25 protein-coding genes are annotated in these 26161 nt (G+C 44.2%); all 25 read right to left on the minus strand.

The window, feature by feature from the left end:
* Positions 1 to 3: 3 nt before the first annotated feature.
* A complete protein-coding gene (locus tag IUZ65_RS11905) occupies positions 4 to 1143 on the minus strand; it encodes a protein-glutamate methylesterase/protein-glutamine glutaminase (protein ID WP_195703938.1) in 1140 nt (379 codons plus the stop codon).
* A 10-nt stretch (positions 1144 to 1153) separates the two neighbouring features.
* Complete coding sequence (locus tag IUZ65_RS11910) at positions 1154 to 3379, minus strand: chemotaxis protein CheA (protein ID WP_195703939.1); 2226 nt, start codon at positions 3377 to 3379, stop codon at positions 1154 to 1156.
* A 9-nt stretch (positions 3380 to 3388) separates the two neighbouring features.
* On the minus strand, positions 3389 to 4108 hold the full coding sequence (locus tag IUZ65_RS11915; protein ID WP_195703940.1) for a protein phosphatase CheZ: 720 nt from the start codon (positions 4106 to 4108) through the stop codon (positions 3389 to 3391).
* Between the two features lie 51 nt (positions 4109 to 4159).
* Positions 4160 to 4528 carry a chemotaxis response regulator CheY gene (gene cheY, locus IUZ65_RS11920; protein ID WP_195705097.1) on the minus strand — a complete coding sequence of 123 codons (369 nt, stop codon included), beginning with the start codon at positions 4526 to 4528 and terminating at the stop codon, positions 4160 to 4162.
* 43 nt (positions 4529 to 4571) lie between these two features.
* On the minus strand, positions 4572 to 5306 hold the full coding sequence (locus IUZ65_RS11925) for an RNA polymerase sigma factor FliA (RefSeq protein WP_195703941.1): 735 nt from the start codon (positions 5304 to 5306) through the stop codon (positions 4572 to 4574).
* The gene (locus IUZ65_RS11930; RefSeq protein ID WP_195703942.1) at positions 5299 to 6186 is read right to left on the minus strand and encodes a MinD/ParA family protein; all 888 of its coding nucleotides are present in this window, start codon (positions 6184 to 6186) and stop codon (positions 5299 to 5301) included. Before IUZ65_RS11930 ends, IUZ65_RS11925 begins: the two co-directional genes overlap by 8 nt.
* A 13-nt stretch (positions 6187 to 6199) precedes the next feature.
* Complete coding sequence (gene flhF, locus IUZ65_RS11935; RefSeq protein WP_195703943.1) at positions 6200 to 7696, minus strand: flagellar biosynthesis protein FlhF; 1497 nt, start codon at positions 7694 to 7696, stop codon at positions 6200 to 6202.
* 59 nt (positions 7697 to 7755) lie between these two features.
* A complete protein-coding gene (flhA, locus tag IUZ65_RS11940) occupies positions 7756 to 9849 on the minus strand; it encodes a flagellar biosynthesis protein FlhA (RefSeq protein WP_195703944.1) in 2094 nt (697 codons plus the stop codon).
* A 130-nt stretch (positions 9850 to 9979) separates the two neighbouring features.
* Positions 9980 to 11110: a flagellar biosynthesis protein FlhB gene (flhB, locus tag IUZ65_RS11945; RefSeq protein WP_195703945.1), complete on the minus strand. Its 1131-nt coding sequence runs from the start codon at positions 11108 to 11110 to the stop codon at positions 9980 to 9982.
* 9 nt (positions 11111 to 11119) lie between these two features.
* A complete protein-coding gene (gene fliR, locus IUZ65_RS11950) occupies positions 11120 to 11902 on the minus strand; it encodes a flagellar biosynthetic protein FliR (protein ID WP_195703946.1) in 783 nt (260 codons plus the stop codon).
* 8 nt (positions 11903 to 11910) lie between these two features.
* The gene (gene fliQ / locus IUZ65_RS11955) at positions 11911 to 12180 is read right to left on the minus strand and encodes a flagellar biosynthesis protein FliQ (RefSeq protein ID WP_195703947.1); all 270 of its coding nucleotides are present in this window, start codon (positions 12178 to 12180) and stop codon (positions 11911 to 11913) included.
* A gap of 12 nt (positions 12181 to 12192) precedes the next feature.
* Positions 12193 to 13023, minus strand: a complete 831-nt coding sequence (gene fliP / locus IUZ65_RS11960; protein ID WP_443083741.1) for a flagellar type III secretion system pore protein FliP — start codon at positions 13021 to 13023, stop codon at positions 12193 to 12195.
* Between the two features lie 28 nt (positions 13024 to 13051).
* Positions 13052 to 13444, minus strand: a complete 393-nt coding sequence (fliO, locus tag IUZ65_RS11965) for a flagellar biosynthetic protein FliO (protein ID WP_195703949.1) — start codon at positions 13442 to 13444, stop codon at positions 13052 to 13054.
* 21 nt (positions 13445 to 13465) lie between these two features.
* Positions 13466 to 13873 carry a flagellar motor switch protein FliN gene (fliN, locus tag IUZ65_RS11970; protein ID WP_195703950.1) on the minus strand — a complete coding sequence of 136 codons (408 nt, stop codon included), beginning with the start codon at positions 13871 to 13873 and terminating at the stop codon, positions 13466 to 13468.
* Positions 13874 to 13906: 33 nt separating this feature from the next.
* Entirely contained in the window at positions 13907 to 14959 is a 1053-nt protein-coding gene (gene fliM / locus IUZ65_RS11975; protein ID WP_195703951.1) for a flagellar motor switch protein FliM, read from the minus strand.
* Positions 14960 to 14966: 7 nt separating this feature from the next.
* Positions 14967 to 15470, minus strand: a complete 504-nt coding sequence (gene fliL / locus IUZ65_RS11980) for a flagellar basal body-associated protein FliL (protein WP_195703952.1) — start codon at positions 15468 to 15470, stop codon at positions 14967 to 14969.
* A gap of 67 nt (positions 15471 to 15537) precedes the next feature.
* On the minus strand, positions 15538 to 17535 hold the full coding sequence (locus IUZ65_RS11985) for a flagellar hook-length control protein FliK (protein ID WP_195703953.1): 1998 nt from the start codon (positions 17533 to 17535) through the stop codon (positions 15538 to 15540).
* Between the two features lie 155 nt (positions 17536 to 17690).
* Complete coding sequence (gene fliJ / locus IUZ65_RS11990) at positions 17691 to 18134, minus strand: flagellar export protein FliJ (protein WP_195703954.1); 444 nt, start codon at positions 18132 to 18134, stop codon at positions 17691 to 17693.
* Positions 18134 to 19465: a flagellar protein export ATPase FliI gene (gene fliI / locus IUZ65_RS11995; protein WP_195703955.1), complete on the minus strand. Its 1332-nt coding sequence runs from the start codon at positions 19463 to 19465 to the stop codon at positions 18134 to 18136. The genes fliJ and fliI overlap by 1 nt, the downstream gene beginning before the upstream one ends.
* Positions 19465 to 20265 carry a flagellar assembly protein FliH gene (gene fliH, locus IUZ65_RS12000; protein ID WP_195703956.1) on the minus strand — a complete coding sequence of 267 codons (801 nt, stop codon included), beginning with the start codon at positions 20263 to 20265 and terminating at the stop codon, positions 19465 to 19467. Before fliH ends, fliI begins: the two co-directional genes overlap by 1 nt.
* A gap of 26 nt (positions 20266 to 20291) precedes the next feature.
* Entirely contained in the window at positions 20292 to 21350 is a 1059-nt protein-coding gene (gene fliG, locus IUZ65_RS12005) for a flagellar motor switch protein FliG (RefSeq protein ID WP_195703957.1), read from the minus strand.
* On the minus strand, positions 21343 to 23091 hold the full coding sequence (gene fliF, locus IUZ65_RS12010; protein ID WP_195703958.1) for a flagellar basal-body MS-ring/collar protein FliF: 1749 nt from the start codon (positions 23089 to 23091) through the stop codon (positions 21343 to 21345). The genes fliG and fliF overlap by 8 nt, the downstream gene beginning before the upstream one ends.
* Positions 23092 to 23106: 15 nt before the next feature.
* On the minus strand, positions 23107 to 23418 hold the full coding sequence (fliE, locus tag IUZ65_RS12015) for a flagellar hook-basal body complex protein FliE (protein WP_195703959.1): 312 nt from the start codon (positions 23416 to 23418) through the stop codon (positions 23107 to 23109).
* Between the two features lie 202 nt (positions 23419 to 23620).
* The gene (locus IUZ65_RS12020) at positions 23621 to 25063 is read right to left on the minus strand and encodes a sigma-54-dependent transcriptional regulator (RefSeq protein WP_195703960.1); all 1443 of its coding nucleotides are present in this window, start codon (positions 25061 to 25063) and stop codon (positions 23621 to 23623) included.
* The gene (locus IUZ65_RS12025) at positions 25063 to 26100 is read right to left on the minus strand and encodes a sensor histidine kinase (protein WP_195703961.1); all 1038 of its coding nucleotides are present in this window, start codon (positions 26098 to 26100) and stop codon (positions 25063 to 25065) included. The genes IUZ65_RS12020 and IUZ65_RS12025 overlap by 1 nt, the downstream gene beginning before the upstream one ends.
* Between the last annotated feature and the right edge of the window lie 61 nt (positions 26101 to 26161).

Below are 26161 nucleotides of genomic sequence, written 5' to 3' on the forward strand. Positions count from 1 at the left end.
CCCCTATGCTAGGCCGACTTCGACAAGCATACGCTCAGCGATACGATCTAATGGTAAGTCTTCGGTTGAGATAGCCGCTTTAGCAACTGCTTGCGGCATGCCGTAAACCACACAGCTATCTTCATCTTGAGCCCATATCGTTGCACCCGCTGTTTTCAACATTCGTGCACCTTCTCGACCGTCTGCGCCCATACCTGTTAATATCATTGATAGCACTTTATCGCTATAAACCTTAGCGGCGGAACCAAATGTAACATCAACGCAAGGTTTATAATTCATCCTATCACCACCGTCTACGATGCGTAATTTGGCCATACCTGGTCGACCTTCAATCATCATCTGCATACCACCGGGAGCCAAATAAGCAACACCTGGACGCAATACGTCACCATCCGCTGCTTCTTTGACTTCAATGTGGCAAAGGGTATTTAAACGACTCGCAAAGGCGGCCGTAAAAGTGGCGGGCATATGTTGAACGAGGACAATGGGATGCGGATAATTTTTTGGTAATTTAGTCAATATTTTTTGCAATGCAACCGGACCACCTGTTGACGTACCAATAGCCGTCAATTGATACTTCTTACCACTCGCGCGAAATTTCCCCGCAAGCTTTCTGTCCGCTACTGGCGCGCGATTTGCCCCCGTAGCTAATGTAGCGCTCGTTGTTCCAGCCACCGCTGGCCTACGTAACCCAGAACTAGTGGGTGTTGTGGTAGGGGTTGTTGCTCTGCGGCGAACCTGCATTTTCTTACGGGCAATCTCAACCACTCTTTGCTGTAACAGCTGAGTTGCTTCATCTCGATTACGCGCAATATCTTCAAATTTTTTCGGTAAGAAATCCAATGCACCTGCATCAAGGGCATCAAGCGTCGCACGCGCACCGTCATGTGTTAATGAAGAGAACATTAAGATAGGCGTCGGATTTACCTTCATGATTTCACGTACCGCTGTAATGCCATCCATAATAGGCATTTCGATATCCATCGTAATCACATCGGGTTTAACTTGAGCGACTTTTTCTATCGCTTCCTTACCGTTCGTTGCGACATCAACTACCTCTAGACGTGGGTCAGCATTAATGATCTCACTCACTCTCCGGCGAAAAAAACTTGAATCGTCAACAACTAATACTTTTACAGCCATATCATCCTTCTTACATACGCGAACGCATCGCGTACTGCTTCAATAGGTTAGGTACATCCAGTATCAGTGCGATATGTCCATCACTGGTAATCGTCGCACCGGCCATGCCAGGTGTGCCTTGCAATAGCTTATCTAATGGTTTGATGACCACTTCTTCTTGACCAATCAAATTATCCACAACGAAACCAACTCGTTGGCTGCCCAATTGAACGATAACAACATGTCCGTGACCTTCACGTTGATCGACAGAGCCCGCTTTTGGAACCAGCCAGTTTTGCAAGTAGAACAGTGGAATCGACTTCTCTCGAACGATAATCGTTAACTGACCATCGACAACGTTAGTCTTACTTAAATCTAAGTTAAATATCTCATTAACGCTGGCGAGTGGTAACGCAAATGGCTGATCACAAACACCAACCATAAGCGTTGGCAAAATAGCGAGTGTTAGTGGTACCTTGATGGTTATCTTGGTCCCTTTCCCTAATTCAGAGTCAACATCCACAGAACCATTCAAAGTATTGATAGCGGTTTTAACCACATCCATGCCAACACCACGACCTGAGATATCTGAAATTTTTTCTTTTGAAGAAAATCCTGGGGCAAAAATGAGATTGAAGCACTCTTTATCGGTTAAACGAGAAGCCGCTTCGGTATCCATCAATCCACGATTAACCGCAATGTCTCGAAGCTTATTAGGGTCCATACCACCGCCATCATCAACGATAGCAAGCTCAATATGATCACCTTCTTGAGAGGCAGATAGAATAACTTTACCGGTTCTGGACTTACCCGACTTTTCACGATCATCTGGCATTTCAATTCCGTGGTCTACGGAATTTCGAACCAAGTGAATAAGTGGATCGGCCAACGCTTCTACTAGATTCTTATCCAGATCCGTGTCTTCGCCACGCATTTCAAGCACAATATCTTTGTTTAGTGTTCGAGCCAAATCACGTACAACACGAGGGAATCGGCCAAATACCTTTTTAATAGGTTGCATGCGCGTTTTCATTACCGCGCCTTGAAGATCAGCAGTAACAATATCTAAGTTCGCGACCGCTTTAGACATCTCTTCATCATTGCGGCTTAGCCCGAGGCTCACCAATCGATTTCGAACCAATACCAGTTCACCCACCATATTCATTATGATATCTAGCGTCGAGGTATCAACACGAACCGTTGCTTCCGCTTGCGGCTTTTGAGCTGCTGGTTTATTTACTTTCGGGGCTGATTTTTCCGCAGCAACGGGTTTTGCCGTCTCACTTGGTTTAGCCGGAGTTTTGGGTGCGACGGCTTTTAGTGTAACAGCAGGTTTAGTAGTAGGAGTAGGTTTCGCTTGCGCTACGGGTGCCTGCACATTTGCAGATTTCGTGGCAGCGTCTAACTCTTCAGGAGAAGGGCCTTTACCTGCACCGTGTAACTGGTCGAGGAGCTTTTCAAACTCGACGTCAGACATGACATCTTCTTCAATGGAAGAGCTGCTTATTGCTGGCGATGCTGGTGTCGGTGTTGCTGCGATGCTGCTTGTTGGAGCACTTCCCTTACCGTGTAATTCATCAAGGAGTTTTTCGAATTCATCATCTGTTATATCACCAGTCTCAGGAATAGAGGTAGGCGTTATTGGTGCTTCTACCGCGACTGGTTTACTCGTGCTCGCACTGGGGGCTGTACCTTTACCATGTAACTCATCAAGGAGTTTCTCAAATTCATCTTGAGAAATATCATCTAGGGAGCCGTTGGAGCTATTTTCAACGAAGTTACTTTCGATAACGGGTTCTGATGCAACTTCAACAACAACCTCTTCAACAACCTCTTCAACAACCTCTATTGTGACTTCGTCCGCGCTAGCAGGCTTACTCAAACGATGAAGCTGAGCAATTATTGCAGGATCTGCAGGTATCAAGGCTTCGCCGTTTTGCACAGAAACAAACATGACGTTTACGGCGTCAAGCGACTGTAAAATCGTATCCATCAACTCTGCGGTGACAGAACGTTGACCATTTCTTAAAATATCAAAAACGTTTTCTGCACCGTGACACGCATCGACAAGTTCTGTTAATGAGAGGAAACCAGCCCCACCTTTTACGGTATGGAAGCCGCGGAAAATGGCATTTAACAGTTCTTTATCGTTGGGGTTATTCTCAAGTTCAATCAACTGCTCTGAAAGCAGTTCAAGTATCTCACCCGCTTCTACTAAAAAATCCTGTAGAATTTCTTCGTCTAATTCATAGCTCATAGTTTACCCTTAGAATCCAAGACTCGACAATAGGTCGTCGACATCGTCCTGAGATGAAACCGCATCTTCCCTTTCATGAGGATTTAGTATTGGTCCTTCTGCATTGGTAGATGCTTTCTTAGTAACGCCAGGCTCTTCATCGATTTCTTCTACCCCAAATACGGTTAAAATATCGACTAATCCTTCTTCAACCTCACGAACCAGCGTTATTACGCGCTTTATTATTTGTCCCGTAAGATCTTGAAAATCTTGTGCCATCAAAATTTCAGTTAATTGACTGCGAAGCTCTGTGCTATCGCCCTCGATTTGACTGAGTAAATCATCAATGTGTAAGCAAAGTGATTTAAATTCCGATAGTTCAATCCGGCCTTTCATCAGTTCATTCCATGTTGGCCTGACTTCAAGCAAGCTTTCATGAAGTTTATCTGCAATCGGTAGAGAACGTTCAACGGCATCCATTGTTTTATTGGCTGCGAGTTCGGTCTTCGTAATGACATATTCTAGCCTGTCACGTGCGTCCGGTATCTCTTCAGTTGCTATGACACTCATTCTTGGATCAAACTTAAACTGATCAAGTGCATCGTGAAGGTCACGGGCCAGAGAGCCAACCTCATTGACAATGGGGTTATCTCTACTTTTTAATATCGACAATACGATATCGTTAGCATCTTCTTGCTTACCAACTTCAAGTAGAGCAACGAGTTGTTGTGCTTGTTCTAATGAAATCATAGTGAAAGTCCTTTCTACGCGATTTATTATTGGTTATTTGCGTATAACGACTTATAAACGCTCAAAGATTTTATCTAGCTTCTCTTTTAGAGTAGCGGCAGTAAATGGCTTAACAATGTAACCATTTACACCTGCTTGAGCAGCTTCAATAATCTGTTCGCGTTTCGCTTCTGCAGTGATCATCAAAACGGGTAAATGTTTGAGTCCCGCATCAGCTCGAATATTCTTAAGCAGATCGATACCTTGCATGCCTGGCATATTCCAATCAGTCACCACAAAGTCAAACTCACCTTTTTTCAGCATTGGTAGCGCGGTCAAACCATCATCGGCTTCTTGGGTATTATTGAAACCCAAATCACGTAAAAGGTTTTTAACTATACGGCGCATTGTTGAAAAATCATCAACAATCAGGATCTTCATGTTTTTATTCAAAATTACCTCCACTGAGGTTCAATTCAGTGTATTAGTCTTCTCGTGTCCACTCGCTTAATTTGGCGCGTAAACGTTGCATCGATTGGCTATGTATTTGACTGACGCGAGATTCGCTGACACCCAGTACTTCTCCAATTTCTTTTAGGTTTAGTTCTTCATCATAATAAAGAGAAAGAACCAATGCTTCTCTTTCGGGTAATGTTTTGATCGATTCGATCAAAGCATTACGAAAATGCTCGTCGGCAACACCTTGAAACGGTGTATTCGAGTAAGAATCTTCATGAGTAGAGATAACGTCTTCTGAAACACCTAAATCCTCTATACCTACTAAGCGCGAACAACTTATGTCTGATAGAGCGGAATGATATTGCTCTATCGTCATGTTTAAGTGCTTAGCAATTTCTATATCGGCAGGGTCTCGAGAAAGTTGAGCCTCTAATTCATTTATTGCTTGGCTAATCGTTCGATTATTTCGATGGACCGAACGAGGGACCCAATCTCCTTTGCGTACTTCATCTAGCATAGAGCCACGAATTCGTATTCCGGCGTAGGTTTCGAAACTTGCACCTTTTGAATTATCGTAGTTTTGCTGAGCTTCTAGAAGGCCAATCATTCCTGCTTGAATTAAGTCGTCAACCTGAACACTAGGTGGTAGACGTCCCATAAGGTGGTGCGCGATACGTTTGACCAAATTCGAGTACTTCTCCAAAAATGATTTTTGGCTATCTACATTTGCATATTGGTCATAGGTTAGCGCCTTATTCACTAAGTGATTCCTCTAAAGGTTCTGGTTTATTCAATAATCTTTCCACAAAAAACTCCAAATGCCCACTAGGTGTTTTTGGTATCGGCCATGTTAATGCTTTATTCGCTAATGAGCTCAATGCTAAAGCAGCTGGCGAGCGCGGATATGCATCAACAACAATTCTTTGTCTCTTTACGGACTGTCGTACTTTATCATCTAAAGGAACACATGCGACGAGCTCAATGCTAACATTCAAGAAGCGTTCTGTGACCATGGTCAACTTTGCAAACAATTCTCGCCCTTCTCGATAGCTCCTGACCATATTTGCAACAATTTTAAATCTCTGTACGCCATGTTCACGACTGAGTAATTTGATCAGAGCATAGGCATCGGTAATGGAAGTCGGTTCATCACAAACAACAACGAGGACATCTTGAGCCGCACGCGAAAAACTAACCACCATATCGGAAATACCGGCGGCAGTATCCACTAATAATACATCGACTTCTTCTTCTAAAGAACCAAAAGCGCGTATTAAACCGGCATGTTGTGCGTGGCTTAATTCAGTCATACTTTGTGTGCCAGAAGTTGCAGGAATTATCTTAATGCCGTGGGGACCTTCAACCATGGCGTCTTTTAGCTCACATTCACCCGCCAAAACATGACCTAAGTTACGCTTCACTCTTAGTCCAAGCATGATATCGACATTTGCCAACCCGAGGTCAGCATCTAAAACCATGACTTTCTTTCCTTGACGAGCCATACATATTGCCAAACTTAACGTGACATTTGACTTACCGACCCCACCTTTACCGCCTGTGACCGAAATTACTTTAGTTAAACTTGGCTGAGTGAGTCTGCGCAAGCCGCTTGCTTGGTCGTGCATATTATTATCTGTCATAATCTATCGTCACTTAGAATCCATCAGTTTCACTGGTCCAGTAGTGGGGTTCATCTTCAGTTGATTTCTCAAGTAACTCGTTGGCTTTTGCAACCAGATACTTCGGCTGAGCAATCACTATGTCTTCCGGTACCCTTTGACCATTAGCCACATAAGCTACTGGTAGTGAGTTCTGGACTATAACGCTTATAAATTCGCCTAAACTTAAAGATTCATCGATCTTAGTCAGGATACACCCGGATAGAGGTATACGTTTGAAGTGATCAATGGTCTCTTGTAATACTCTTCGTTGTGCAGTCGCAGGTAGCACCAAATAACTATTTATCACTGAACCGCTATCCTGCATCAACGTATCCAATTGTTCTGTCAATCGTACATCTCGTTGACCCATTCCAGCCGTATCAACCAATACCAATCTACGATTACGTAATTGATAAATTGCTTCGGCCAACTCCTCGGAATCTTTAGCTATTTTTACAGGACATCCCATAATTCTACCATAAATAGCAAGCTGTTCATGAGCACCAATCCTAAAAGTGTCGGTTGTCACTAAAGCGACATTGTCTGCTCCGTATTCCATTGCGGCTCTTGCTGCCAATTTTGCTATTGTGGTCGTTTTCCCTACGCCAGTAGGACCGAGTAGCGCAACAACACCACCACGTTTGAGTATGTCTGTTTTTGTAACAACAACTTGATCAGAAACCAGAGACAGCAGCTCCTTCCATGCTTGAGCTGGTGGTGTATCTTCCGAAATATAGCAAGCAAGTTGATCGGCTAAATCAGAGGATAACCCCATCCTTTCTAGGCGTTTAATAAGCATAGCTCTTAGCGGTTCTCTTCGCTCAACTTCTTGCCACATAAGCCCAGAGACCTGATGCTCTAAAAGACGACGAATGGACATCATCTCGTCACGCATTAAATTCAGTTCTTGATTCGTTTCGGCTTCTGGCCCCGACGGACCTCGACTACGGTCATATCGCGTAGGATCAAGCTTTGGCGTCGGTCTAGGGTTTCTCGTATCATCTGAAATTAGCTTCGCCAACCCTGAATCTTGTGCCAATGAAGAGGAGATTGCGCCTCGGTGAGCTTGAGACTGAGACGATTGCTGTGGATTGGATTGACGCTTCAATAAGGCAGAGAGCGAATCAGCCTCTGTCGTTCTGGTGCCACTCTCTTCTTCGTTACTGCTATATTGCTTAAGCATATTGGCGAAACGTTTCGTCGTCGAACCTGAATGCGTGTTGGCCTGTAAACTCACACGATCCTCTTGTAGGTCTCGGCTATACTGACGCTCATCTACCTTAGCTGAGCCCCCATCATAACGTGACTGAACACGGGAAGGACTTTGATGAGTGGTTCTTTCAACGGGTTCTCCATCGATAGCGGCAACGATCTCTACTCCACCGGCCACCTTTTTGTTAGACATGATGACAGCTTCAGACCCAAGTTCTTCTTTCACTTGAAGAAGAGCTAGTCTCATATCTTTGGCAAAAAATCGTTTTATCTTCAATGTATTCGTCCAAGGTTTATTGGCGTAGCTCGTATGTAGTTTGGTCAGGCTGTGCAGTTTTAGTTACCCACTGCTTGTACTATCCTAATCTGCTTCTCATCCGGAATTTCTTGATACGATAGCACTCTAAGATTAGGAATAGTGTTCTTAACAAACTTCGCCAATGTCGTTCTTAACACACCTGATGTAAGCAATACCGCAGGCTCACCTTTCAATTCTTGTTCTTGTGTTGCTTGACTTAGCGAGGACTGAAGCCGTTCAGCTAACCCTGGCTCAATTCCGGTGGATTCACCACCCGACGCCTGCATAGTTTGATGCAATATTTGTTCCAATTCAGGAATAAGGGTAATTACAGGTAATTCTGGCTCTATACCATTGATTTCTTGAACTATAAGTCGTTTTAGTGCAATCCGAACCGCGGCCGTTAATATGTCAGGTTCTTGACTCTTGCTCGCATACTCAGACATGGTTTGAACGATAGTTCGAACATCTCTGATAGGGATGGCTTCGTTAAGCAGATTCTGGAGCACCTTCACAACAATACCTAGTGGCAGCTGATCAGGTACAAACCCTTCGACCAGTTTCGGTGTTGATCGCCCAAGCATCTCAAGCAAGTTCTGAACTTCCTCATGACCTATTAATTGTGAGGCATTATTGGTTAATAATTGACTCAAATGCGTCGCCAGTACCGTTGCAGAGTCAACCACTGTGTAACCGAGTGCTTGAGCATGCTCTCGTCGATCATCTTTAATCCAAACCGCCTCCAACCCAAAGGCTGGGTCCACTGTTGGCTCACCCTCAACCATTCCATAGACTTGACCTGGATTTATCGCCAGCTCTTGGTCAGGACGAATCTCGGCTTCACCGACCGCGACACCCATCAACGTGATCCGGTAACTATTTGGTGTTAATTCAAGGTTATCGCGTATATGTACTGCGGGGACAAGGAAACCAAAGTCTTGGGAAAGCTTCTTACGGACCCCTTTAACCCTATCAAGTAATTCACCGCCTTGCTCTTTATCCACCATGGGAATAAGCCGATATCCAACCTCTAACCCAATGATATCTACAGGTTGCACATCATCCCAAGACAGCTCTTTAAGTGCCGTACTCTCTGGATCTTTAGTGACGGGTAAATTAGGCTTCTCTGCTGCTTTTTTCTGTTTACGCTTTTGATAATATACCGCTCCAACCGCTAATGAGCTTAACAGTAAAAATGAGAAATGAGGCATGCCTGGAACCACGCCCATCACACCCATAATGATGGCGGTGATGGTTAGGGCTTTTGGGTTATCAAACAGCTGGAACACCATCACTTCACCCATATCCTCATCGGTATTTTGACGAGTCACCATGATAGCAGCACCAATGGATAACAATAATGACGGTATTTGAGCAACCAAGCCATCACCAATAGTTAACAGTGTGTAGATTTTAATTGCGTCTTGGAAAGACAAATCAAATTGCAACATACCGATGAATAGACCACCGATGATGTTAATAAATAGGATTAAAATACCGGCTATTGCATCCCCTTTAACAAATTTGGATGCACCGTCCATCGAACCGTAAAAATCGGCTTCTTTGGTCACTTCAAAACGACGAGTCCTTGCGGCCTCTTGATCAATCAAGCCTGCATTTAAATCTGCATCGATTGCCATTTGCTTGCCGGGCAAAGCGTCCAAGGTAAAGCGAGCACTTACTTCAGAAATACGTCCTGCACCTTTTGTCACAACCATAAAGTTAATGATCATTAAGATAAGGAATACGATGAGACCAACCGCATAGTTACCTCCAATAACGACACTACCAAAGGCTTCGATAACACTACCTGCCGCATCTCCTCCTTCATGTCCATAGAGTAAAACCACTCGGGTGGAGGCCACGTTCAGTGCTAAGCGAAGTAAAGTTGCGACTAACAAAACCGTTGGGAAGGCAGCAAAATCAAGAGGCCTTCGAGTGTAAATGGTAACCAGTAAAACCACCAAAGACAGCGCGATATTGAAAGTAAAAAACAGATCGAGTAAAAATGGCGGTACTGGAAGTACGACCATTCCCAACGTAGAAAGAACGATGATCGGCGCCCCAATGGCCGGAATAGCTCTCATCGGGATAGAAGGCATTCTTTCAGAAAATGGCAGGTTAAATTTCATAGATAGCAAGGCTTCAATTTTGATTGAAAGGGAAATAAATCAACATGTTGCTGTTACTATGCAATTATTAGTCCATGGGAATAAGTCAAAAAACTGACTCCAAGGATAAAACCTAAGACACGAGTAAAATCTAGTGTCGATAGTCCGGTGGAATTGGCATATTTTCGCCCTTGAGTGTCGGTTTTTGTCCACCGCGTTTCCTAAACTGTTTCAATTGAAATACATAGGCTAAGACTTGGGCTACTGCAGTAAACAACCCATCGGGGATCTGCTGTTCCAGTTCGGTTGAATGATAGAGCGCTCGAGCTAAAGGTGGTGCAGGAATAATGTAGATATCATGCTCACGTGCTACCTCTCTGATTTTGAGAGCCATATGATCTATCCCTTTCGCCACGACGATAGGGGCTTTATCTGTTGTCGTGTTGTACCTAAGTGCGACTGAAAAGTGCTCTGGATTGGTCACAATAACATCGGCGGTAGGTACATCAGACATCATTCGACGCTGTGCCGCTTCTCTTTGCAGCATTCTAATACGACCTTTGACCTCGGGTTTCCCCTCCGTTTCTTTATACTCGTCTTTGATCTCCTGTTTTGTCATTTTCAATTGATTCGCGTGTTGCCAGATCTGAAAAGGAATATCAATAGCGACGACAATGAGCAACGTGCAACTTATTAACAAAACGAAGTTAAGAAGAGTCTCTAACGAGTGATAGATGTTTTGTGGATAAACATCGGTACTTAATTGAAAAAGATCGACCTTAGATGCATTGATGAGGTAAAAAGCCATGCCTGCTACTAGTGCCACTTTCAAGATGGATTTAAGCAGCTCAACCCAACTTTGCAAGCCGAACATACGCTTGATACCACTTAATGGATTCATCTTAGACATTTTAGGCATCGCAGCTTCTACCGAGAAGTTTATCCCACCAATACCTGTTGTACCCACTACAGCCGCAACAAAAAGAGTAATCAGAATCATCAAAAGAGGAAGAATTAATTGGCCAATGGCGCCAGAAGCGATATCAAATAACTTACTAACATCGAATATTTCATCGCGACTTAGTGTAAAAAAACGCGACATCGCGGCCCACAAGCTCTTCGCTAATGTTTTACCAAATATCATTAAAGATACCGAACCGACAACAAGCACAGAGACAGAAGCCAGTTCTTTTGAGCGTGCAATCTGTCCCTTTTCACGCGCCTGTTGTAGCCGTTTGGGCGTGGCGTCTTCGGTTCTTTCTTGTCCGTCTGAATCTGCCATTGAATTCCTTTAGCAATCTAGTCGAATTATTCGACACACTTGTTGCTCACCTTCTACCCAGTAAAGCTCGTAATGTCCATATAATCCAAGCATGATGTACCAACACAATAACAGACCGACCATAAGAGCGAAGGCGAATCCTAATGAGAATATATTAAGCTGCGGTGCTGCTCGCGTCATCACCCCGAAAGAAAGATTCACAGTAAGCAATGCGATGATGCCAGATAACGACATACTAAGCGCGGTCTTAAACATCGTTCCTAACCAAAGTGAAAGCTCTCTGAAATCGGTCGTGGTCAGTGACCCACTGCCAATTGGCAACGTTTTAAAGCTGATTACAACCAGATTAATCATCTTAAGATGACCGTCTGTTGCTAAAAAAAACATAATGGCAAGAAACATAAAGATCTGACCAAGCACGGGGGTATTCTGTCCATTGGCAGGGTCTACCATTGACGCGAAGCCCAAACTTGATTGCATACCTAAGATCTGTCCCAGCATGACAAATGTTTGCACGACAAATTGTGTCACCATCCCCATGGCAACACCAATGATGATCTGTTCTAGCGTGGTAAGGAAACCTTCGAGCGAAAAAAGCGCTATTGTGTCCGTCACCGCCGGTATGGCTGGCGACACGGCTAGGGTTACCGCTAATGCAAGGTACAATCGAATTCGAGTCGACACAAAACGAGCACCGGTAACCGTCATGACCATAAACATCGCGGATATACGGCTAAAAGGCCAGAAATAGTTGGCTATCCACTCTAATATTATGCCCGTAGGAAATTCCATCACGTTACCTAATACAACACTTGTGGTAATCGTTCGACCATTTCATAGAAAAATTCAATCATGGTCTGTGTCATCCAGTGCGCACCAAACATCAGTGCAAGCAATGTAACAATTAAGCGCGGAAGGAAGCTTAAGGTCTGTTCGTTGATAGAGGTCGCCGCTTGGAAAACGGCCACAATAAGACCAATCAACAAGCTCGGAATAATTATCGCGCACACAAGCATTATGACTATCCATAATGCACTGCGAAATATCTCAACAAAAATTTCAGGCGTCATCGGTTACCCTCGCTATAACGCAAAACTGCCCGCTAGGGTAGAAAGAATTAGGTTCCACCCATCGACCAAGACAAAGAGCATCAATTTGAATGGCAATGAAACAATCATGGGTGACAACATCATCATACCCATTGCCATCAGTATCGAAGCAACCACTAAATCAATAATCAAAAATGGCAGAAATAGCATAAAGCCAATCTGGAAAGCGGTCTTGAGCTCAGAAGTAATAAACGCAGGGATAAGAACTGCCAACGAAACATCTTCCGGGTTCTCGGCTTGAGAACCTGAGATATTAACGAACGTTTCAAGGTCCTTGAGTCGAGTCTGTTTAAGCATGAAAGATCTCATTGGTTCCTGTGCGGAATCAAATGCCTCTCGTGCTGAAATTTGTTCGTTCAAATAAGGTTGAACCGCCGTTTTATTTACCTCGTCGATAACGGGAGACATGATGAAAAAGGTCAAAAAGATAGCGATGCCAACGATAACTTGATTAGAGGGAGTTTGCTGCAATCCCATCGCTTGCCGAAGGATTGACATGACCACGACAATTCGGGTAAATGAGGTCATCAAAATGACCATCGCCGGCAAGAAACCGAGCATAGTCATCAGCGCCAGTATCTGAAGATTAACGGAATAATCTTCACTGCCGTCAGGGTTCGTTGTCATGGTAAACGCTGGGATACCCGTTCCGCCAGACACACTACCAGAGGCACTCGTACTGGACCCGCCACTACTTTGCTCAAGCGCAGTCACAAGGATGTTCTCAGCACCCAAAGCATTCGCTGATATGGGCGTTTCAAGTTCTTCTTGAGCCACGGAAATCGGTGCGTATAGAAGAAACATAAACGCTGCTATAGCAGCAGCGACAACGTTATTTTTTATCATTTTTTTTTAATAACTGGCTAAATTGACTGGCAAATTGACTTGTTTCTATTTGCTCATCATCAATGGGTTTATCCAATCGAGAAATCAGATTGATGGCTTGTGAGGTAATACCAACAAGAAACTGTTCTTCCCCAACTTTTATGACCGCAATACGTTCCCGCGTCCCTACTGAAATTTGCCTGACAACGGAAAGTCCTTTTTGATTTCCCATTGTAGGTAAACGCATTTTTTTTAGTAACCACGCCAACGCAAAAATAATCGCGATAACGACAGCAAGAGAACCAAATGTCGTTAGTAAATCCAGCTGTGGTGCTCCCGCCGCCAGTACAGGAAAAGGTAGAAAAAATAATGTACTGGCCAGCGTTCTGTTTATTGTCATAATATTCGTTTCATCACAATACTATCTAAGTTTCTTGATTCGTTCAGTTTGACTGATTACATCGGTTAACCGAATACCAAATTTATCATTGACGACGACGACTTCTCCATGGGCAATCAAAGTACCGTTGACCATTACGTCTAGCGACTCTCCCGCGATTCTGTCTAGCTCTACCACTGAGCCTTGGTTCAATTGAAGAAGGTTACGGATACTAATTTGTGAGCGACCTACTTCCATAGAAATCGTCACCGGAATATCCATTATCGTATCAAGTTTACGACGCTCATCTTCTGAAATTGGCGTTGATTGGTCAGACAGCTCTTCTAACGGAGCGAGTTCCGCTTCATTTGAACCGCCCATCGCTGCGGGGTCTTCACCCAGTGCGGCTGCCCATTCGTCTGCTAGTTTTTGGTCGTCACTCGGTTCCATTGTCATCTACCTATTATTTTATTTACTTATTTTCTAATCGTCGTCCGAATCAGACGAAGCACTACCAATTTCTGACATGATATCTTTTCCTAAGAAAGCAATATCCGTCTTAACAACATCCGGTCGTTTTATCTTTTCAGATACCTGTACAGCCAGTTTCTCGCTTGAACGCCCCATCTTCACTCGATAGGTAGGCAGTTCTTCCACGAACATAGTTGCATTTTCAGGCATGTCGATGGGAATAACATCGCCAGGCCTCAACTCCATGAGATCTCTCAATGAAATATCCTTTTCAAGCAGATTAACCCTAAAATTAACCGGCACATCCATAATTTCATCTCGAAGCGCAGAGCTCCAACGAATATCCGTTTCCATCTTATCGGACTGAACACCCGCATCGAGTAATTCACGTATAGGCTCGACCATAGAGTAAGGCATCACGACATGAAAATCACCGCCACCACCATCAACTTCAATATGGAACGAACTGACGACAATAACTTCTGTCGGACTAACAATGTTTGCCATACTTGGGTTAACTTCGGAATCTAGGTATTCAAATTCAACCCCCATGACTGGAGACCAAGCCTCTTTGTAGTCCTCAAAGACAACCTTTAACAGCAGTTGAATAATTCGTCGTTCCGTTGGTGTGAATTCCCGCCCTTCAATCTTAGCGTGAAACCGGCCATCGCCACCAAAAAAGTTCTCTACCAAGATGAAAACCAAGCGCGCTTCCATGGTAACCAACGCCGTCCCTTTTAATGGTCTAAATCGAACCATATTAAGACTCGTTGGTACGTATAATGTGTTTTGGTATTCACCAAACTTCATCATTTGAACGCCGTTGATCGAAACCTCCGCCGTTTTTCGTAACATATTGAATAAGCTGACCCGCATGTGGCGAGCAAAACGTTCATTGATAAGCTCCAGGGTCGGCATTCGACCACGAACGATTCTGTCTTGTGAAGAAAAGTCGAAACTGACTGTTCCTTCAACGTCCGTATCCAGTTCGTCTTCTGCGTCATCTACATCGTCAACGCCGTGCAGTAGCGCATCAATTTCGTCTTGGGATAATAAGTCTGTCACTTGAAACCTATTGAATTACAAAATCAGTGAATAGCACCTTTTCGATAACAGGTTGCCCAACTAATTCCGTCATGGTTGCTCGAATATTTTCCGTCGCTTGGTTACGTAGCTCAGTTCGACCTGTCGGCGTTCTAAGCTGCTCAACTGTCGTTGCGGCCAAGGAGTTTAAAATTGTGCTTTCAATTAATGGCGAATGATGTCTTGCGAGATCTTCATTTTTTATACCACGTACCATTACTTGAACTTTAATCTGTACTAACCTATCTCGCTGTTTTCCGGGTGCACTAAAGAGGAAAGCCTGCGGAATATTCACATAAGATGCGGGTTCTGGTAGTCCCATTTGGCTTGCGCTGAGTTGAGCATTCGACGAATCAGAACTATCGGAGCCTAGAAAAAAGAACGCGGCACCTCCACCAACGGCAATCAATACCACTACAGCAATGATGATAATCATCATTTTGCTTTTACCTTTCGGTGCATCTCCACCGTTTACTTGTTGCGCATCTGCCATAACAATCTCAAATTATTCCATTTTCAAAGACTTATACACTGATAAATCCATAGGGGATACCAAAATATTAAGCGTAAAAACTGATTCCATCATCTTTTGATTTAATATTCACGTCAAGATTGATGCTTTCGTCAACATTTGCACCACTCTCTCCCAATAATCCATTCGTACCGTTCGAATTATTCGACTCATTTGACGCATATTGCCCTTGCTGCTGACCAGAATTTTGTTGGTGAACGGATGAATCAGACAATTGCAAACCTTGTTGAGCAAGCATCTCTCTTAACCGTGGCATCGCTTGTTCCACCATATCTCTGGCTTGTTGGTTTGCAACAGTAAATTGAACTGAGGCTGCATCTCCGTTCATCGTCATTCTAATCTGCATTCTACCCAATTCCGGTGGGTCGAGGCGAATATCAATGTTTTTAAGATTTTTAGACAGCATCATTTGCACTTGATCTGACAGCTTCTCTCCGGCGACTTCACGAGAGAGTTGTAATGGCGATTGTTGTACCGCTTGTTGAATACCGGTCTTAAGCTGTGCCTGTTGTAATCCTTGTTGTGCCGCCAGCCCAGAGAGTTGTTGAGACAGTCCACTCTCTTTATCGTCGCTCTTGCTGCCAGATTTCATCGCTCCTGCAACGCCGGCAGTAGCCAATACGGTCTTCATCATGTGTTGCTGAGAGTTTGCATTATTTGCAACCATAACCTGAGTTGGATTAAAAGGTTGTGTTTGGTGCAACTGAGCGTTGTTAAGCTCCGCAGCGGTCACCGGTGTTTGAGCGAGCAAAGGTGCCTTGTCTAGGGCTTGTGCTTGAACAGCATGTTGTTGTAAATACTGTGGTGTATGTAACTGCTGCGCTGCGGCCGTTGCAACAGCCGTTGGCTTGGCTAACTCTGCGGACGCTTTTAGATGCTCCGGTTGCACGTTAGAATTGGTTACCTGAATTAAATATTCTAACTCTTCTGGCGATAACGCTTCTATATCTGCATCGCTCAGATTCAACTGAGCCATCGTAGCTTCTATTTGCGCTTTATCTGCTTTCGCCAATACGGTTCCTACTGAAGCGACACCGATAGTGGCAAGTCCCTCTTCTTTTTCGACATCCGTTTGAGTATTACCCCAGATCAGTTCTTCTGTGGATTGTGGTATTGGTTTTCCTTCAGATGCGGCTGCCCCTTCAACAGGTACCATTTGTTCCTTTAAGGATTGCTGAGTTGCACCATGTTTCAGTTGTTGATTAGCATCCTTTTCATTTTGTAGAACAAGCTCTTTTTGTAATTCACTTGATATGCCTTGATTCCCACTCGCACCAACCACCTCATCCGTAGAGGCATTTTCATCTTTCTGTTGATACTGTTTGCTCATCAAGACCACTTGATCTCGTTCCAAATTATCTTCTTGACTGTTATGTTCTAGAGAGGGAATAGATTGAGACGACGAGTCGAGTGAGCCACTCTGAACCAATGGTTTTTCCGGTAATTGACCGGTCACTTTTGCGTCTTGATTTTTGGGTGCCGATTTCTCTATAAATTGGCTTAAGGCCGGATCTTCTTCTGGTTTATGGAGGGCTTCTTCCGCACTTTTAGATCCCTGAGGAAAAAGTTTGCCGTCTTCATTTTTAAGTGCCTGACTAGAATCGTCAAGTCTTTCTAGAAGCTCATTGCCTTCGCTCATTGTCTTTGCTACTTTTTCTTGATCAGGCGAGGTGTCGCTAAGCGGCAATTTGTTTACGGCTTCATCACTCTCAGCAGAGGATAATAATTGAGAACTCTCTGAGTCAGGCTTTGCTTTTGTGCTTTCCTCACCCTCGCCTTCAATGGCGACGTCACCGTCAATAAGCGCATCAACACTCTGCACACTCACTTCCGCTTCTGACGCATCAGTCTTCGGCGACTGAGTTTCCTCGGTCGATTCCGTTTCAGATTGAAAAATAGCACCTAGAGCACTCAAAAAACTTCCTGATTCAGCAGAATCAGAAGATGTAATTGCGTCACTTGCGCCTGATTGCGGGCGTGTGCTGGTTTTTCCGACATCACTTACAGATAAGGAGGTTTGATTCATATAAACAGTCTCTTACGCGTTTTTCTACAAAGGAACGGTTACTCGGTTCCAACTTATGGCCAAAACGTCTTGTTGCCGCTTGTCACTCTTAACAGAGTAGAAATGCAAAAATCAGACCAAGCAATAGAGAACCACTTAGATGGCTGGTTTATGATTTATAAATGTGTCTTTCCACGGGCATACTGCAGTGTCGTAAATTCGTCCATCTGTTTCTGTTCGAGATAGTTTTCTATTTTCTGTTTCTCTTTGCGCTTTTTCTCTATCATCCAGTCATACGAGCGCTTCTGTTTTCTTGTCTCTAGCCAATGCTCTTGGCAGTTATCGACTTGAGATTTGAAGTGGCCTTCTGCCTCACGTTGTTTTTTAAGTGTGTTATCCAACTGAGTCAAAAAGCGGTTGAGATGCCCGTATTCACTCGCCGATAGGCCATTTTTTCCACGGTCAATCAACTGGTGGCAATAATCCAAACGGTAGCGTTCGATCTGAGCAACTTGTTTGTAATAGTCTTCTAATTCTGAGCGCGCTTTATTGAGTGCAAGTACCGCGTTATTTTCGCGTTCGCTGGCCTGCTCTAACAAAAAATCTAATGCATTTTCCATCAGTTATTGTCCGATGATTGCAAGATGTTGCGCAACATATGCACGCACATACCGTAAGGGACAGACTCTTTCATACTCTGTTGTAGATACTGATCTAGCGTCGGCTTAATAGTAAACGCGCTATCTATCGCAGGATTGGTCCCTGGTTTATAAGCACCGATAGAAACCAAATCTTGGTTTTTGCGACAAATAGAGAGTATTTGGCGAACGGTTTTCGACATCAACATATGTTCATCATCAGTAATCTGAGGCATGACACGACTTACTGATTTTTCGACATCAATAGCGGGATAATGACCAGCGTCGGCCATCTCTCTAGACAGCACAATATGCCCATCGAGTATCGCCCTTGAGGCATCAGCAATAGGGTCTTGAAGGTCATCACCTTCGGTTAAAACAGTAAAGAATGCGGTGATGGAACCCTGTTCAGGGCTACCATTTCCTGCTCTTTCGACCAAGGCAGGTAACTTAGCAAATACAGAAGGTGGGTAACCCTTTGTGGCTGGCGGCTCGCCAACAGATAGGGCGATCTCCCTTTGAGCTTGAGCAAAACGAGTCAATGAATCCATCAAGAGCAGGACATCGAGGCCTTGATCACGAAAGTATTCCGCTATTGTGAGCGCAGTTTGACAGCCTTTTAGGCGCATCAGCGGTGAGGAATCAGCTGGAGCGGCGACAACAACTGAACGCCTTCGGCCATCTTCACCAAGTATTTCTTCTATAAACTCTTTAACTTCTCGGCCACGTTCACCAATCAATCCAACCACTACAACCTGTGCAGTGGTGCCTCTGGTCATCATTCCTAACGTGACAGATTTACCCACACCAGAACCGGCAAAAAGCCCAATTCGCTGCCCTTTGCCCACCGTCAATAAGCCGTTTATTGCTTTTAAACCTACATCCAAAGGTTCCGTGATCGGTTTTCGCAGCAGTGGGTTAATAGGTTCAGAGGTAAATGAGGCGCGCTGTTCTGTGTAGATTTCTCCTAGCCCATCAATCGGATTGCCAACACCGTCAAGAACACGACCCAGCAACTCCATTCCTACCGCTAACCCGCCTTCAGTTGTAATTGGGGTCACTTTGGCTCCGGGTAAGATACCGGCGATCTGTTCACTAGGCATTAAATATAGATTTTCGCCTGAAAAACCAACCACTTCGGCTTCCATTACGCCATTCAATGTTTCTACCTGACACAAACTGCCTATCGGTGCCCGACAACCGGTAGCCTCTAGGGTTAATCCGACAACTCGTACCAGTTTTCCTGAGGCAATGGCTCGCGTGGTTAAACCTTGAGTTTTATAGTTAGATAGTCGTTCAGCAAGCGCTAACATTACTCATTTCCCTGAAAGCGATTTGCACTGCAGAAAGAGTGAATAACAGAACGAATACGCTCTTCCATTTTAAAACTTACACTGGATTCACCCGCTTCTATTTGGACATCACCTCGGTTGAGCGAAGGTTCGCTCGCTAAAGTCCAATTGCGACAATTAAGCTCTTCGTCACCGTAGGCCGATTGAACGATAGAGACGTCCTCTGGGTTAAGCTTAAAAGTTATGGCGTGCCCCGAAATCGGTAATGCTTCTACCGATTCTTTAATGGTGTCTAAGATAACTTGAGGGTTGGTTTGCACTTCAATACGCACCACCTCTTTGGTTAATGTCAGCACCATGTCAACCAACTGTTTTTCTACTTGGGCATTCATCAACTCTAGTGGTTGAGCAAACTGATTTGCTAGGTCCATGAAGTGGTCAACTTGTTGCTTTATAAATGCTTGTCCTTCTTGAATACCTTCTGCTTTACCAAGTTCTAGCCCTTCTATTTGGCCTTCTTGTACACCTTGTTCTTTGCCTTTCTCATACCCGGCGTTAAATCCCGCTTCTTGCCCTTGATGATAGCCTTCTTGATGCGCGTCTTTCTTTATCTCTTCAATGGCAGATTCGGTCAATTCAACGGGTATTGCTGTTACTGGTTCATCGAAATCGGGTATCCAACCTGGATCGTAATTAAACGCCGTCTCTTTAGCGTTTTTATGCGTCTCTGAGGTGTAATCTGGCAGACCCCATTTTTCAGGCTTAACCGATGCGCCGTCTTCATCCGGACGCAGAAATCCTCTTTTCCGTTCAAGAGACATACATTACCTGCTTTGTTTAATGACCATTATAAGAACTCGTCGGCACCGCCAGACAGCATAATCTCGCCGCTGTCGGCCAGCTTTCTTGCCACGCTCAAGATCTCTTTCTGAGCGGATTCTACATCGGCAACCCGCACTGGAGGCATCGCTTCTATATCGTCGCGCATCATCTCTGCTGCACGCTTGGACATGTTCTTGAATATCTTCTCGCGTAGCCCTTCGTCGGCACCTTTTAGTGCTTTTTGGAGAACATCTTGCGGTACGTCGCGCAATAGTTTCTGTACGCCTTGATCGTCCACTTCGATTAAGTTTTCGAATACGAACATCAGGTCTTGAATTTGAGTGGCCATATCTTCATCTTGGTCTCTAATCTGGTCGATTAAGACACCTTCAACGCTATTGTCCATATAGTTCATGATTTCTGCCGCGGCTTTCAGGCCACCAATTTTCGCAGCTTGAGCACCAGCTTGACCAGCAAATTGTTTCTCCATGATCTCGTTCAATTCGGCTAACGCAGATGGTTGGACTTCCTCTAAATTAGCAATACGCATCATAAGATCTAGCCTGACTCGTTCTGGGAACTGAGATAAAATTTCGGCGGACTGATCAGCATCCAAGTAAGACAGAACGATCGTTTGAATCTGTGGGTGCTCATTAATAATAATGGTGGCAACCTGTCGTGGGTCCATCCATTTTAATGAATCCAAACCTTTAGAGCCGGTTCCCAATAGGATTTGATCGACTAGGTTACCTGCTTTGTCTTCACCAAGAGCAGCAACCAGCGCTTTCCGCATAAAGTCTTCACTACCCATACCGATATTGGTGTACTTCTGGATATCTTCTAAAAAGGCTCTGTGTACGGCTGTAACTTTATCGTTATTTAGGTCACTTGCTCGTGCCATCGCACTACCTACGCGCTGAACCTGCTTTGGTTCTAAGTGACGAATGATGCCAGCGGCATCCTCCTCACTTAAGCTCAGTAGTAGTATTGCCGCTCGTTCATCACCAAGTATATTGGCTATATCAACGGGTTCTGTTGTCGCTAGAGGTCCACCCTCTTCACGTTTTACAATTTCATCAGGCATCTGCTATTAACCAATTTTTAACGACCTGAGCCGCTAACTCAGGTTCATTTGCGACCAATGCTCGAACGGCTTTGAGCACATCTTCATCTTTATGTAGGTTTGGTAAATCAATACCAGACCCAAATTCAAACGCTTCACCACTTTCAATATCACTGCCGATTAAGCTGGTTTCACCGTCTGCATTGATTGGCAATCCATCAGGGCCATATTGCACAGCCTCGTCATCATCATGTGGATTAAGTAATTTCTTCATTGCTGGACGAATTAACACGATAACAACAATAATGATAACCAAAGCACTTGCTGCCCAACGGACCCACTCATTAAAGTTAGGGTGATCCCAGATGGCAGATTCTGCTACTTCAGCAAATTCAGGTTCAGCAAACTTAACACTCAGTACATTCAGTAGATCACCACGTTGCTCACTAAACCCTACCGCGCCAATAATCACTTGCTTAATCGCGTTGATTTCACCCCCTGATAATGGCTGATAAGTCACCTCACCGGTATCAGGGTTTGTAATCGCGCGATTTTTAATTGCAACCGAAACCGTTTGACGGTCAATGACACCCGTCTGACGTCGCTCATGGCTGATGGTGGTATCTAATTCGAAATTACGCGTCGCTTCTTTATGGACAGATCCTTGACCAAGCATAGATCCGTCTTTCATCTGGGCAACATCTTGTGGTATGGAAGCATCCGCAGGCGGTTGATTGCTCAACGCCCCCGGTACACCAGCAACAACATTGCCGTTATTGTAATCTTCTAATGTGTACTCACTTCGCGTTGCTGGAGTTTGTGGGTCATATTGTCTACGCGTCTGTTCAATCGCACTAAAATTGAGTTGAACATCCACTTGAGCGGTATAATTTCCAATGCCTAAAATGGGCATTAAAACAGAATCAATTTTGTCTCTTAATGCCTGTTCTTGTTTTCTTTCTATATCTTGTTCTTTACGTCGCGCTGTCGCTAAAGGGTCTTGAGAACCTGAACTCAAGAGTCGTCCATGTTGATCGGTTACTGTAACTCGTGTCGGCTTCATGCCAGGAACGGCACTCCCTACCATATCAACGATAGAGTCGACCTCTTCCTGCTTCAGGCTAGAGCCTGTCGCTAAAGTAACAAATACCGTTGCAGACGCATCCTGATTGTGGCGCACAAAAACACTTTGTTGAGGCAATGCAAGTAGAACCGAAGCCTTTCGGATCTGACGCATCTGTTCAATCGCTTCGGCTAATTGTCTCTCTCGGCTGAGTTTTAACCTTTCTTTTTCAAGGCGCTGAGAAACACCAAACCCCATATCATTAAGAAGAATGTCGTCCCCCGCATCACTGCTCTGATTCAGACCAGCTCGTGCCAAGTTCAATTTTAACTGACTATATTCAGCTGCTGGTATGGAAATGGTGTTGCCATCCAGTTTGTAATCTTGCTTTTGCTGATCGAGATAATCAAGAATTGGAATCAATTCTTCGGTTTCGTATGACCCGAGAGGACGCAATTCTGGCTCTTTGACCCAGAAAAAAAGCATGACAATGAGAGCAACACAGATAGAAATGGATAACACCAATACCACCTGACGAAGCAGATCTAAATCACCCATTGCCAAATCGGCCTTTGAGGAACTTTTTTCATGCAAATCTGGGTCTTGTATTGAGCTATCCATGCCACCTGCGCCAGCCAATAATGCGCTACCACTTGAATCACTTACTGCCAAATCTGTTGATTGTTTTTCGTCAGCCACTATTTTTCACCCAACCTAAACTGGCATGTTCATTAATTGTTTATAAGATTCGACAAGCTTATTTCTAACTTGGATGGTTGCGTCAAAAGCGACGCTTGATTTATTTTTTGCGATCATGACGTCCGAGAGAGACACATTTTCGTCTCCTCTATCGAAACGCATTTGAACGTCACTAGATGCTTTTTGCAGAGAGTTTACGTTGTTAATGGCAGAGTTAAGTAGTTTTCCAAAATCAGCGCTGACTGTCTGACTTGTCGCTAATGGATTACTATTCGATGCTTCTAGCATCATCGCCTGCATTTCGCCTTGAATTCCACTAATATTCATTTCATCTCCACCAGCCAATTTTTTGACTTTTCATTCTGATCTGAGATCAAATTTGCAATTAGCATGCCAGCAACTAGATGCAAGCAATAATGCTAACAAACCCTTTTGCATTCCTTGTGAAAATTCAAGGCTATAGCCAGCGGTAAAATGAACGAACCAGCAATCCAGAAGTAGGGATCAGACACCAAAGGGCGATGGTTGATCAGCTAGGAAGTTCTATACCTGCATCACGCATTTTAGCCAATTTATAACGCAAAGTTCTAGGACTGACGCCCAGCTTTTCGGCTATCTCTTTTCGTCGCCCATTACACTCAACTAAGGTCTCAAGTATGATGGCAAATTCTTGATCCCTTAGCTCAGTGCCTAATCCTTCACCAGACAAAGTACTTTTAGTAAAAGGTACCGACACTGGAACATCGGGGTTTACTTCGGCGATAGGACGAACCGTCGGAGCCACACCATTTGCATTAACACCACTTGCTTCCACAACACTTTGTAGGCTGCTAGCGTCGTGCCAATCAACCCCCTCTAGTAGAATGTGGTCACCTTGAATATCACCATATTCACTTAGAATAAGTGCACGCTGAATGACGTTGTCTAGTTCACGCACATTACCCGGCCACGGATAGCTTAATAACTTAGCCATGGCGCTAATTGAAATAGAAGGGACAGGCGATCCTAATTTTTGGCAGTGTCGTTCCGCCAAATGTTTGGCAAGCGGTTCTATGTCGTCTTTTCGTTGTGTCAGAGGAGGCCAAGAAATTGGAAATACGTTCAGGCGATAATATAAGTCTTCCCGAAAATTACCTTCCGATACATACTGCTTCAAATCTCGGTTACTCGTTGCAAGCACACGAACATCAAGCTTGATGCTTTTTCTACTGCCAAGGCGTTCCACTTCTCGCTCTTGCAGAACGCGTAAGAGTTTCGCTTGTAGGCTCAAATCCATCTCGCTGATTTCGTCGAGTAGTATCGTACCACCTTGAGCTTGTTCAAATTTACCCGGACAGGCTTGAATCGCGCCAGTAAACGCCCCTTTTTCATAACCAAACAAGGTGGCTTCTAACATGTTGTCTGGAATAGCGGCACAGTTAATGGCAACAAATGGACCATTTTTTCGATTTGAAGCATTATGAATATAACGTGACATCACTTCTTTTCCTGAGCCACTTGGGCCTAATATCATCACGTTTGCGTCTGTTTTTGCGACCTTATCTGCCAATAACAGCAGTTTTAAACTTTTTTCATCGGCGACAATCGCGTCACCATTATCGTCGTTTTTAACTGGTGCGTATCGCGAAACCATATTTAAGAGCACTTCAGGTGCGAATGGTTTGGCCATATAATCAATAGCGCCCTCTTTCATCGCGGCGACTGCATCTTCAATATTTGCGTACGCTGTCATAAGAAGAACGGGGAGATTTGGTCGATGCTGCTTGATATTTCTTAACAGAGCTAAACCACCCATACCAGCCATTTGCACATCTGAAACGACAATATCAACCTCTTGAGATTTTAGTTTCACAAGTGCATCTTCAGCACAATCGGCTTCGATCCACTCGTAACCAGCTAAGGCTAAAGTATCCACCAACGCTTCGCGTAGACCCTCGTCGTCTTCAACGATTAACACTTTGCTTTGAGCCATTATTCTTCTCCAGAGTGAGTTTCGATAGGAAGGCACATAGTGAAGCATGCACCATCCCCTTCTTCTGATATTAATTCTAAGCGGCCTTTATGAGCACGACAAACCATCTGAACCACCGCTAAACCTAAGCCAGTGCCTTGAGACCGAGTAGTAAAGAAGGGTTCCATAATTTTAGCTTGTAGCTCTTGAGGTACACCTGGTCCACTATCTTGAACAGAGATTTTCAGTTCATTATTTACTGGTCTAAGAAACACATCTACTTGCGATTCTTTGCCCGCAATTTGTATCGCATTTATGACCAAATTACTCAGCGCAGACGCAATCGCATTCGCATTACCCAGTAACTGTAAGTCTTCTTTTTCTACTTCCAGAAAGTAATCTATCTGATTGTTTTTTACCGCAGTTTCTATCATTGGTTGAAACTCAGAGACGAGTTCACTCACCGTAAACGCATTAACGACTTTATTATCACCACCTTTGGCAAACAACAACATGTCATTGACTTGTTTTTCTAGGTCATGTAAACGGTCCATCAATTTGGTCTGAAACCTTTCCCTTGTTGGAATGGGAAGGTTGGCAGCACCAAGATTTGACGCGTATAACATTGCACTGGAAAGTGGGGTACGAACTTGATGAGCCAATGAAGCTACCATTCGACCAAGCGATGACAATCTTTGTAAATCACCCACTCGAGATTGCAATAAACGCGTTTCCGTTAGGTCGGTGATGAGGATAAGTTGTCCTGTTGATGAGGCTGAAATGGCCAACCTAACTTTTCGACCGTTTCTTAATGAGATCTCGTGACCATCATCATCTTTGGGAGAGAAAGCGCTTTGAATGACCGCGTACCATTTCTGCCCTACTAACGGGACTTCCAGTAATTTTTGCGCTTCTGGATTGGCCTCTTTCACTTCGCCTTGAGTATCTAACAAAATCACTCCAGCAGGCATGACATCTAAGACTTGCTTATACCTTGCCACCTGTTCTTCAAGCGAACCTAAGTGAGTTTGATTTTCCCCAACGGAAAGTGATGCCATGTCGATATCTCTGATAAATAGAACAATGGCTTAGCATGCAATTAGCAGGCCAAGCCATTAT

It is taken from the genome of Vibrio sp. VB16, assembly GCF_015594925.2.
GTDB lineage: Bacteria > Pseudomonadota > Gammaproteobacteria > Enterobacterales > Vibrionaceae > Vibrio.